This window comes from Anaerocolumna chitinilytica, from assembly GCF_014218355.1.
Lineage (GTDB): Bacteria > Bacillota > Clostridia > Lachnospirales > Lachnospiraceae > Anaerocolumna > Anaerocolumna chitinilytica.
In genome coordinates, this window is the sequence record NZ_AP023368.1 from 1,491,997 (window position 1) to 1,503,370 (window position 11,374).

At 38.9% G+C, this 11,374-nt stretch carries 8 protein-coding genes; 7 read left to right on the plus strand and 1 reads right to left on the minus strand.

The genetic code is table 11. From position 1 onward, the window contains the following. The first annotated feature begins 29 nt into the window (after positions 1–29). The 4 genes from bsdcttw_RS06465 (at position 30) to bsdcttw_RS06480 (ending at position 5,795) form a co-directional block, all read left to right on the plus strand. Positions 30–1,652, plus strand: coding sequence for an extracellular solute-binding protein (locus bsdcttw_RS06465; RefSeq protein ID WP_185258567.1), 1,623 nt, complete (start codon positions 30–32; stop codon positions 1,650–1,652). A gap of 133 nt (positions 1,653–1,785) precedes the next feature. Continuing rightward, complete coding sequence (locus tag bsdcttw_RS06470) at positions 1,786–3,222, plus strand: glycoside hydrolase family 32 protein (RefSeq protein ID WP_185258568.1); 1,437 nt, start codon at positions 1,786–1,788, stop codon at positions 3,220–3,222. 25 nt (positions 3,223–3,247) lie between these two features. Continuing rightward, entirely contained in the window at positions 3,248–4,768 is a 1,521-nt protein-coding gene (locus bsdcttw_RS06475) for a glycoside hydrolase family 32 protein (protein WP_185258569.1), read from the plus strand. A gap of 28 nt (positions 4,769–4,796) precedes the next feature. Further along, complete coding sequence (locus bsdcttw_RS06480; RefSeq protein WP_185258570.1) at positions 4,797–5,795, plus strand: carbohydrate kinase family protein; 999 nt, start codon at positions 4,797–4,799, stop codon at positions 5,793–5,795. A gap of 160 nt (positions 5,796–5,955) precedes the next feature. On the opposite strand, the gene bsdcttw_RS06485 is transcribed toward bsdcttw_RS06480, so the two are convergent. Next, the gene (locus bsdcttw_RS06485; protein ID WP_185258571.1) at positions 5,956–6,996 is read right to left on the minus strand and encodes a LacI family DNA-binding transcriptional regulator; all 1,041 of its coding nucleotides are present in this window, start codon (positions 6,994–6,996) and stop codon (positions 5,956–5,958) included. A gap of 197 nt (positions 6,997–7,193) precedes the next feature. On the opposite strand from bsdcttw_RS06485, the gene bsdcttw_RS06490 reads away from it, so the two are divergent. The 3 genes from bsdcttw_RS06490 to bsdcttw_RS06500 all read left to right on the plus strand — a co-directional run bounded on the left by bsdcttw_RS06490 (position 7,194) and on the right by bsdcttw_RS06500 (position 11,294). Then, positions 7,194–8,231 carry a D-alanyl-D-alanine carboxypeptidase family protein gene (locus bsdcttw_RS06490; protein ID WP_185258572.1) on the plus strand — a complete coding sequence of 346 codons (1,038 nt, stop codon included), beginning with the start codon at positions 7,194–7,196 and terminating at the stop codon, positions 8,229–8,231. A 170-nt stretch (positions 8,232–8,401) separates the two neighbouring features. Further along, the gene (locus tag bsdcttw_RS06495; protein ID WP_185258573.1) at positions 8,402–9,205 is read left to right on the plus strand and encodes a MerR family transcriptional regulator; all 804 of its coding nucleotides are present in this window, start codon (positions 8,402–8,404) and stop codon (positions 9,203–9,205) included. Positions 9,206–9,317: 112 nt separating this feature from the next. Further along, entirely contained in the window at positions 9,318–11,294 is a 1,977-nt protein-coding gene (locus tag bsdcttw_RS06500; protein WP_185258574.1) for an FAD-dependent oxidoreductase, read from the plus strand. Positions 11,295–11,374 lie beyond the last annotated feature (80 nt).

An 11,374-nucleotide genomic window follows, 5' to 3' on the forward strand; every position in this document is an offset into this window, starting at 1 on the left:
AACAGTTTATTCTTAAAGGAGGAAAAATTATGGGAAAAAGATTTCAAAAATTTGTAGCACTTGCAGCTGTATTTGCAATGGTTACATCATTGGGGGCATGCGGAAAGAATGCGGCTGAAAATAAGGAGGCTGCTCAACCGGTTCAGGAGTCAAAGAATATTGAATTCCCGTTAGCTCAGCCAGAAACCTTATCGATTCTAACAAGTGCAGAAGCTACTTCTACCCAGAATCCGGAGGAGAAAGTCATCTATCAGAGAATTAAGAAGGAAACGAACGTAAATGTAGATTGGACGTGTTATGTTAAGGATCAATTTGTTGATAAGAGAAATTTAGTTCTTGCTAAGGGCAGTAATCTGCCGGACATCATATTAAATGCAGACATGGGCACATTAGATCTGCTGAAGTATGGTTCACAAGGATTAATTGTGCCTGTTGAAGATTTAATTGATAAATATATGCCGAATTTGAAAAAGGTGCTGGATGACAATCCAAGCTATCGTAAATTAATTACCGCACCGGACGGACATATCTATTCTTTCCCGTGGATTGAGCAGTTGGGAACAGGAAAAGAAGCTATTCAGGCAATAGGTGGTATGCCGTTCATCAACAAAGCCTGGCTGGATCAATTAGGACTTAAAATGCCGACCACAACAGAAGAATTTGTTAATGTACTTACTGAATTCAAAAATAAGATACCGAATTCTATCCCTATGTCCTTTCGAATCAATGGCGGCAACGAAGATTTGGGATTTATTTTAGGGGCTTTCGGTTACGGAGATAATCCGGACCATATCATGGTAGATCAAAATAATAAAGTTCTTTATTCAGTAGCGGATGAAGGGTATAAGGAAGGTATTACATGGCTTCATACCTTACAGGAAAAAGGATTAATTGACCCTGAAGCCTATACACAAGATTGGGCGACCTTAGTAGCAAAAGGAAAAGAGGACAGATACGGTGTATATTTCGGATGGGATAATCTTGGTGTTCCGGGAACCGCTGCCTCCTATGTTCCCATGCCGGCCTTGAAAGGACCAAACGGAGAAGCGAATGCACCCAGACAGAGCGGTACTGCCGAAGGCGGTTTTCAGGCCGGAAGAGCTGTCATTACAAGCGATTGCAAAAACCTGGAGTTAGCTGCAAAATGGATTGACCTTATGTATGAGCCTCTCCAATCCATACAAAACAACTGGGGAACTTATAGTGAAGATGGAAAAGATAACATCTTTGTTCTAAAAGATGACGGAACATTATCCCATACACCTCTTGACAGTTTGAAAGTATCACCTTGGGAAGCCAGATGTGCTCAGATGGTTGGCGGACCTTTGGCTGTATTAAACAGTTATTATGGTAAATATACAACCTGCCCGCCGGATGCCTTAGAAAGAATGGATTTTGTAAAGAGCTATGTGAAAGATATGAAATACGATATGGTTTATCCCAATGTATTTATGTCACAGGAAGATTCTGAAACTTTAGCACAGTGTGAAACCGGAATTAAGCAATATGCGGAACAAAAGAAAGCAGAATGGATCTTAAATGGCGGAGTTGAAAAAGAATGGGATAGCTATCTACAAAAATTAGACCAGCTCGGTTTAAAAAAGTATCTTGAAATAAAACAGAAATATTTAGATGCATACTTAAGCAAATAAAGAGAGATAAAAAATCTGAAATGATTTAAATGGGCTGTTGCAAAATAAAGTCATACTCCGCAGGGCTTTATTTTGTAACAGCCCATTTATAGAAAGTAAACAGAAGTATCTAACAAATTAAAGGGGAATGTGAATGAGTGATTTATTAAAAAAAGCACAAATATATCAAGAAGAGAGGGCAGATAAGGTTCAAGACATACATAGGCCGGAGTTTCATGCCAGTTCACCGGTTGGCTGGATGAATGATCCTAATGGCTGGTCACTTTATCGGGAAGAGTATCATCTTTTTTTTCAATATCATCCATATAGTACTCAGTGTGGTACTATGCACTGGGGACATATGAAAACGAAGGATTTTATTAAGTGGGAGAGAATGCCTGTCGCTCTGGCACCGGATATGAGTTATGACAAAAATGGATGCTTCTCCGGCAGCGCCATTGAAAATAAAGGAGAACATATCCTTATGTACACAGGAGTATATGAGGATTGCCAAGTACAATGTATAGCAATTGGAGACGGCGTAAATTATACAAAATTAGAACAAAACCCTGTTATCACCGGACAGATGTTGCCGGAAGGCTGCAGCTCACATGATTTCAGAGATCCAAAGCTTTGGATGAAAGACGGTATATATTATGCCGTTATAGGAAGTAAAAATCAAGAGAATGATGGTCAGGTTGTTATTTTCAAATCAAAGGATCTAAAAAAATGGGAATATGTAAACAGTCTTGATCAATCAAATAAGCGTTACGGAGCAATGTGGGAATGCCCTGATTTATTTGAATTGGATGGGCAAGATATACTTATTACATCTCCTCAGTTTATGGAAGCAGAAGAGCTGGAATTTCATAATGGTAACGGTACTATATGTGTCATCGGAACAGTGGATGCAAATAGCAGATTAATCAGAAAAAGAATTCATACCATAGATTACGGTTTAGATTTTTATGCACCTCAAACTCTGAAAGCTGCTGACGGCAGAAGAATTATGATTGGCTGGATGCAGTCCTGGGATAATTATATTACGCCGGAAGGGTTCGAATGGTCAGGTATTATGAGTATTCCCCGGGTACTAAGTTTAAGAAATGACAGGTTGTATCAATATCCTGTAAGGGAAGTAGAAGCCTACAGGCAGAATCAATTTACGAAAACTCTTACGGTGGAAGCAGGAAATTCTTACATACAGCTGATAAAGGGAAGACAAATTGATTTAATATTAAAGCTTGAAAAAGCAGAGTGCAGTTACTTTGAAATGAAACTTGCCTGCGGAGAAGGAAAGTATACAAATGTGACTTATGAACCTATGGAAGATACTATAACCTTTGACAGGACCTATTCAGGGCTTCATAAAGATGTGGTATGTATCAGAAAAATGAAAATTGATTCCTTCCACGATGAAATGGAAATAAGGATATTAATGGATAAGTACACCGTTGAAATGTTTATTGACGAGGGAAAATATACCATGAGTTCTCTGATTTATACCAATTTAGATTTTGATGGTATTGATTTTATAACAGATGGAAAAGTGCAATTGAATATTGAGAAATATGATATTATAGTGCAGTAATTATGCTGTATGAGGGAGAGGGCTGATGAAAAAGGCAGGCATTTTATTGATAATTGGTTTAGCTTTTATAGCAGCAGGGTGCACAAAGATGAATGCAGATAGGATTGTGGCTGATAATAAGGTGAATTCTCCTGAAGGTAAGGAAGAACAGATAGAAGAGGTGTCCATATTTCCGTTACCAGATAATGGATTTGTGGGGGATCCTATGCCTTATTATGATGGGGAAAAAATGAATATATTTTTCCTCGATGATCAAAGGACCGGAAGCCAGGGATATCATCCATGGGCTCGTTATATTACAACTGATTTTTGTAAATATGAGTTTTTGGGTGATGTCATACCCTATGGGGAAGATATTACAAAGCAGGATATTGCTTTGGGAACAGGCTCTGTAGTGAAGGATAAACAGGGATTGTATCATGCCTTCTATACGGGGCACAATGATACATACTCCCCGAAGGAAGCAATTATGCATGCTACCAGCACAGATCTGCAAAACTGGGACAAGCATGAAAAAGATACTTTTTATGCAGATAAAGAGTATTCCTCCGATGACTTTCGGGATCCTTATGTTTTTTTTAACAAAGAAGAACAAAAATATTGGATGCTGGTTACAACAAGAAAAAACAATATGGGTGTGATAGTACTTTATAAATCTGTCGATTTAATCCATTGGAGTAATGAAAAGGTACTTTTTGAAAATGATATGGGCTCAGATGCTAATATGGAATGTCCTACGTTAATGGAATGGAAGGGTTACTGGTATCTGACATTTTCAGATCAATGGCCGGACAGAATCGTTCATTACAGAATTGCGAAATCACCTGAGGGTCCCTTTGAGAAACCGGAAAGGGATTCTTTTGACGGCAGCGGATTTTATGCGGGAAGGCTGGAAAAAGCAGAGGATAAAATGTATTTAATAGGCTGGAATGCCACCAAGGATGGTCATCAAGATCAAAATAATTATAATTGGGCAGGAAATCTGGTAACTCACCAGGTAGTGCAGCAGAAAAATGGTTTACTAAATATAATTCCGGTTCAAAGCGTTACGAAGGCAATGAACCATGATAGGAATGTGATAGCCTCGTACATATCGGATTCTGTTAAAAAAGAAAACAGGGAACTTCACTTTTCAGGTTTAGGTCATGAATACGCCTCCTTTCCTAAAATAGATAAAAGTACTAAGATAACAGGAATTTTAAAATTAAATGACAAGACAAACATCTTTGGATTTGCCTTTAACTTAGGTCTAAATAATATTGGTACATTAAATTTCGTATTGAATAAGCAAGAGGGTTATGTAGGATTTTTTAATAAACCTACAGATATCCTTTCAGGGGAGGAGCCTCAGTCAAAAGTCAGATATGATTTCAAAGATGGCGATGAGGTTGGGTTTACAATCTTAATCGATAATACAGTTGCTGCAATATATTTAAATAATGAAATTGCATTAACTGCAAGGATGTATTCTGCTAATAATGAACAGTGGGGTTTTTTCAGTGATAATTCAAATGTGACACTTAAGGATATTAAAGTATACAAATAATTTCAGACAATAGTAAGGATGAAGAAAGATGAGCAAATATATTGATATTGCAGCCTTAGGAGAGTTATTAATTGATTTTACGGAATGTGGAGACAGCGCCCAGGGGAATCCCATCTTGGAAGCAAATCCCGGAGGAGCACCTTGTAATTTATTGGCGCAGCTAACAAAACTAGGAAATAAAACTGCCTTTATAGGAAAAGTGGGAAACGATAGATTCGGTAAAATGTTAATTGACAGAGTTTCCGGTTTGGGTATAAATACTACTTGGCTTTATGAAGACAAAGAAGTACCAACTACTTTGGCTTTTGTCCACACCTTATCTGATGGTGACAGAGATTTCACCTTTTACCGGAATCCAGGTGCGGATATGATGCTGACGGAAGAAGAAATACCGGAAGATACCATAAAAGGCGCAAGAATTTTTCATTTTGGTACGCTTTCCATGACTCATGAGGAGAACCGGAAAGCCACAAAAAAAGCATTAAGAATAGCAAAAGAAAGTAATTGCCTGATATCTTTTGATCCAAATTTACGGCCTCCTCTTTGGGAAAACATGGACATTGCAAAAAAGCAGACAGAATACGGTTTAGAGCAATGTGATATCCTAAAAATTTCGGACAATGAGATACAATGGCTTACAGATGAAAAAGACTATGATAAAGGTATAGAGATATTACGAAGAAAATATGAAATTCCCTTGATACTTCTGACTATGGGAAGGGATGGAAGCAGAGCATATTATAAGGAATTCAGGGTTGAAGAAAAGGCAATTATCCAGGATAGAACAATTGAAACAACTGGTGCCGGCGATACTTTTGGCGGATGTATTCTGCATCATATATTACAATGGGGACTTAGGGACTTAACAGAAGATAAGCTAAAAAAAATGCTGACCTTTGCCAATGCAGGGGCATCAATTATTACGACCAGAAAGGGTGCACTGTCTGTAATGCCCTCGGAAGATGAAATTCAAACTCTGATCAGTAAGAGCTCTTCCCATGAATCTAACAGCTCAATAAAGAGATAGATTAATAAAAGTATCTCCTATATCTCCTTGAATTTTAATCCCATTTCCGGAAGGATAAAGAATTGAAATTCAAGGATATTTTTAGTTATATTAATGTTAATAAATTCAAGGATATTTTTAGTTATACTAATGTTAATAAATTTCAGCCTATTGTATCTGCTTATTTCTGTGTGGAAAGCCTGTTAATGATCTGTGTCTGAACATAGACTGTCCTATAGGATAGTTCCGGATGCTGTATTCTTGATAATAGAATTTCTGCCGCAAAATGCCCCATGGAATCACCGGGGATATTAGCTGTGGTAAGAGGAGGTTCTATAATTCTCGATTCTGTAGAGTTGTCAAAACCGCATATTCTGATATCATCAGGAATGGTAAGATTCATGGATTTTAAGGCTCTTATAACATCTATTGCAATGTAGTCATTTGCACAGACAAAGGCTTCCGGCAAGCATGGCAGTGCTTTTATTTTGGATGCTAATAACTCTAGATTGTAATAGGGCAGATTGTCATTCTCTAATATGCAATAATTCTTATAGTTGTCTAAGGATGAATCCTGCATGGCACGGCGGTAACCTTGCCAGCGCTCATAAAAGGAATGACAGTGGAGGTAATCACCTACAAATCCTATTTTTTGAAAGCCATCTGCAACGAGGGAAAGTGTCATCTGATAAGAGCAGTTACAGTTTTCCATATACATGATATCAGATTTTAATAATTCACCCTTTGTGTTTGCATAGGTATCGATAAATAAAGTAGGAATCTCCAAATTACATAAAAATTCCGTATATTTTTCATTAAACATTTCAATTACAATAATGCCCTTTGTAGACTCATAATTAAAATTAGCAGGAAGCTCACATTGAAACATAAAGTCATCCCGGATAGTGTACATGGATAATCGATATCCCAGTCCGCTTATATGTTCTTGAAATGTGTGCAATAATGGTGAACTAAAATGAGAAGTGCTTAATACGGAATGGCTGAATAAGGCGATTTCATAGTTTGGCCCGGGTATTATATTATCAGTAAGGTTTTGATTCAACATTGAAAACTGCTTGTAACCAAGTTCAGCTGCCTTATTAAAAATTTTTAGTTTCGTGTCATTGGAAACAGTCCCAGTTCCGTTAATAGCTTTTGAGACTGTATTACGGGAAATATTTAAAGCATCTGCTATATCTTGAACGGTCGCTTTATGCTTCATAAAAACCTCCTCTTTCTTTTAATATAATCATATAACATTTTATTACATGTGTCAAATGTAAACATTGATTTATGCAAATGACTTCTAAACTTAAATTAAGTCTTCAAAATTTTAGATAATTAATAATTTAAGATATTTTGGTTAATATTAATATTGGTCACAAAAAAATGGGCATAAGCTGCTAACAGGAGCTTGTAATGAAAAAAAATATTAACCTTATTATATCCTTATTATGTATTACTGTTTTTGTTCATAACCTTTTCTATGCAGTACCGCTGATAAGCCAGAATCTTTACGGTGTCCAAGCTGTCTATGCAAAAGCGGATGATACACTGCCTTTAATTTCAGACGGCAGTTCTGTAGATTATATGTCTTATATTCCGGAGATGAAATGCAGCAGACAGGTAGAAAAAGCCCTGTCCGTAAGAAACCCGGAAATTTCCGTTGATGCCAAAGCGGCTCTTCTGATTGATGCAAAGACCGGAAAGGTTTTGTATCATAAGAATGCACTGGAGCCTATCTTTCCGGCCAGTACAGCAAAGATTCTTACAGCGCTGGTTGTACTGGACTGGTGTAAGACCAGCGAGGTGGTGAAGATAGGAAACGAGGTTAATTTAATCCCGTATGATTCTTCCAGGGCAGGGTTAAGAGCAGGGGATAAGTTAAAAGTCTATAATCTTCTCGAAGCTATGCTGTTACCCTCCGGTAATGATGCGGCTTACGCACTGGCGGTTCATGTAGGAAGAAAAGAGCTAAAGGATAATAAAGCGGATGCAATGTCAGCTATCAGAGAATTTACCCGTCTGATGAATGATAAAGCCAGAGATTTAGGTGCTGAGAACTCCTGTTTTATATCTCCTGACGGCTATGATGCAATCGGGCAGTACTCCACAGCCTATGATATGGGGCGTATTGGTTTGCAGGCACTAAAGAGCAAAACGATTACTAAGATAGTAAAGGAAAGAACAACTACGATCAAGATGGCTAACGGAAGGACATTGCCTTTATGGAATACCAATGCTCTTATCAACAAGGACAGTGTCTGGTATGAATCCCATGTTATCGGTTTAAAGACCGGTACCACCAGTCTTGCCGGAAGGTGCTTGATATCGGCAGCACAGACTGATAAAGGCTTGGTATTGTCTGTTATTATGAATTCTTCCAGCCAGGGTCGTTGGAATGATTCTCTGAGACTGCTTAAATACGGAAGAAAAGTTATGAGCACAAACAAATAAAATCATAAAACTGCCTGGGAGGGTACATGGTGCTTCCCAGGCAGTTTTTTGGACAGGAATACTGTTTATTATGTATTTGAAATATTAAATGCATCTGCAGCAGTGGACAAGGAGGCAGGTTGCAGGTATACTTATAAAGATTATTTAAGATTTGAAGAAGAGGGATTTTTATGAAATATTCCATAAGAGAATTTGCTGAATTGTTAGGAGTAACTGTTGACACCTTACGCTTGTATGAAAAGTATGGAATCATAAACCCGGCAAAAGACAAGAGAAACGGTTACCGGTGCTTTGATGATTTTGATGCCAGAGACATGTTAATGAGCCGATGGTATCGGAGTCTTGAATTTTCAATGCAGGAAGCGGCTTATTTAACCAGCAGGGCAGAACCCGAAGATATAATTAGTAAGGTTCAAAGGAAAAGAGCAGAGCTTGATGAGGAGATAAGAAGGAAGATGCTGCTCCTTGAGAAACTTACTGATATAACAACAGAATATAGTGAGTTGGACAAAAGAGTGAAGCAATGCAGGCTTAGAAATCTTCCTGGTGTATTTCGTATCAGTCAAACGGAAAAGAACAGCCTTGTAAAAGATGCTTCACTTGCCGTAATTGTAGAGGAATGGATGAAGTTTCTCCCCTTTGTTTTCTTTTCCTTTCAGATTCCCAAAGGAGAAATAATAAGCGGTAATAGACATTTTAATTATAACTGGGGACTTGCAGTATATGAAGAAGAGGCGAAAGAGTTGAAGTTAAAAAACCTGGAGAGGATGGAATACCTTCCGCCTGTCAGCTGTATATCTTCTCTCATTGTAAGCTCCAGTGATTACATAACCAGTGATTCTATCAGCTTTATGTTTGACTATGTGAAAGCTGCAGGCTATGAAATAAAAGGTGATATATTTGGTAAAATTGTTTTGTCGGAAAACTCTGTGGCAGAACGGAATACTTATCTGGAAGTAAACATACCAGTGTAAATCACATATTCAATAGTTTGTTAAATAACAAACTATTGACATTGGTGTTACACCAGAGTTTATGATAGGAGTGCATAATAAGGCGCTATATCATAAATGAAGGAGAGAAAGTATGAAAAAAAGGAAATATGTTATTTTATTCATGGTTTGCATATTGCTATTGCTTTTTAGCGGATGCAATAAAAAAGACCAGAGTGACAAGAAGAATGAAGGTAAGGATAAAACAGATAATACAAAAGTAACAGAAGCTGTTAAACCTTCTGAAGGTGTTTCCTATAAAACAGGAACCTATACCGGGAAAGCGGAAGGGAAAGACGGCCAGATTGAAGTGGAGGTAACCTTTAACGATACAGAAATCACAGACATTAAGGTTATAAATCAAACAGAAACAGAAGGTCTGGGGGATGAGGCGATTAACAGTATTAAGGATAAGGTGCTGAAGGGACAGAGTCTGGATGTGGATGCTGTCTCCGGTGCTACTGAATCCAGTAATGGAGTGCTGGCTGCAATTGAAGATGCGGTAAAGCAGGCCGGAGGAAATGTAGAATTGCTAAAGGATAAGGAAATAGCAAAAGAAGGTGAGGGTAAGAAAGAAGAGCTTACCGCAGATGTTGTGGTAATAGGAGCAGGAGCTTCCGGTGTTTCTGCGGCGGTGTCGGCAGCAGACAAAGGCGCAAAGGTTATTATTATAGAAAAAACTGCCGTAATCGGTGGTGCCAGTAATTTATCCTGGGCAGGAAAATTCTATAATTCCTCCGCTGCCCTTGATTCCGGTTTGAAGGTTGAGGTAGAGAAGGAAATCGCTGACTGGATTGTTAATAACCACTGGAGAGTGGATGCCGCTGCTATTAGGCAGTATGTGACAAAATCCGGAGAAACCTATGACTGGCTGGCTAAGAAAGGCTATCAAACCACCTTTATTAATTTTGGCGGTGAACAGCTTCATATGCTGCCTGCTTATGATACACGCCAGAAGATTCTGCGCAGTATGCTGGAGGCTTCTGTAGTAAAGGGCGGCGGTCAGGTACTTACGGAAACCACAGGCAAAAAACTCTTAACCAATGCTTCAGGGGATGTGATTGGCGTTAGTGCCCAAAAGGCTGATGGAACTGTGGTAAACATCACTGCAAGAAGCGTTGTTATGGCGACCGGAGGATATGCAGGAAACAAAGAAATGGTAAAAGAACTGTTTGGATTTGAAGGGATTAACGGCGGTCTTGGGCAGAATGTGGGCGAGGGCCTTAAAATGGCCTGGGCTGTGGGGGCAAAGGTGCCGGACAATATCGGCGGACAGATGCTCCATCAGACGTTAGCAAAAGCAACAGCGAACTTAAAGAAGGAATACTCTTCTTTTGAAGCAAGTTATCCCCTTATGTTAGCGTATCTGCCGAACTTTATGAATGTAGGACCTTCAGGAGCCAGATTCAGAGATGAAGCTGCTACTCTGACAGCAGTGGCTGCTGCCAATACCAGTGCCTTCAACGGAGCTTATCATATGGTAATTGTTTCGAAGTCTCAGCTGGAACTGCTGGCGAAGAAGGGTATGAGTGGAGTCAATGCACCTGCGCTGCCGGGAATGCCACCGGAATTTTATGCGGATTTTGCGAAGCAGTTCACACTTGATAATCCCTGGAAAGATGTAGAAAAGGTTATGGACTCCATGGTTGCCAACGGTGACGGATACAAAGGTAACACCATTGAAGAGCTGGCTAAGAATGCAGGAATGGATGCTGAAACCTTTAAGGAAGCTTTTGAGAATTATACGAAAGCCACCAAGACAGGTGTGGACACGGAATTTGGCAAAGCAAAAAAATACCTGTTGCCCATGGGCGAAGAAGGACCTTTTTATGCAATTGTAGCCCAGGTCAACAATCTGGGTTCTGTGGGAGGTCTTCTGGTTAATACTCAATTTAAAGTTTTAAATGACGACAGAGCACCAATCAAAGGCCTTTATGCGGTTGGACTGGAGTCAGAGGGAGTACTCTTTAATGATACTTATGTGGGAAATGGTGTGGGTATTGGCTATTCCTTTACTTCGGGCCGTTTAGGAGGAGAAGATGCCGCTGCCTATGCATTAAGTAATAAATAAAAGGGTTACCAGTTAATAAAAAGGCTGTTACAAAATGTAGTTTAAGGCTGTCGGTTAATCTGCCGGTAAAGGCCTTAGTT